General features: G+C 60.0%; 1 protein-coding gene. It reads left to right on the top strand.

The window, feature by feature from the left end; genetic code table 11:
- Positions 1–14 precede the first annotated feature (14 nt).
- Positions 15–452 (top strand): hypothetical protein (locus AC1D0P_RS29445; RefSeq protein ID WP_477679967.1); only part of this gene is annotated, 438 nt, incomplete at its 3' end.

Genomic DNA, 452 nt, shown 5'->3' on the forward strand with positions numbered 1-452 from the left:
ATATAGCGCCGACGATGAGCCATAGACAGCAACAACACAAACTTCCTCGCCGCAAGCTTGACAAAGAGCAAGTTCCGACTGCCTCGATCGGACCGCGGTCAGACAGTCCAGACGCTTCGGAGGAATGTCATGCGCGTCATTTCGGCCTTGCCGGCCTGCTGCTCGCAGCACTCATCACGGTGGTCTTGGCCTATCCTGCTGCCGCGGCCGTGGCCTGCCCTTCCTGCTACGATTTCACTTCGCTTGGCGACAATATCTACATCGACCGCACCATGCAGCAGGTCGAACGAAGGCAGACGGAACAATTCATCACAGAGGCCCGCGACAAAGTGTCCTCATTCTACGGCGAGCGGCGGGGGGATCCGCGTATCCTTGTCTGCGCCAGCGACGATTGCTACCGCAAGATGGGCGGCGGATCGCGCGGCATGGCGATGTTCGGCATCGCACTCGTG

Source organism: Polaromonas sp. P1_G2 (assembly GCF_056405515.1).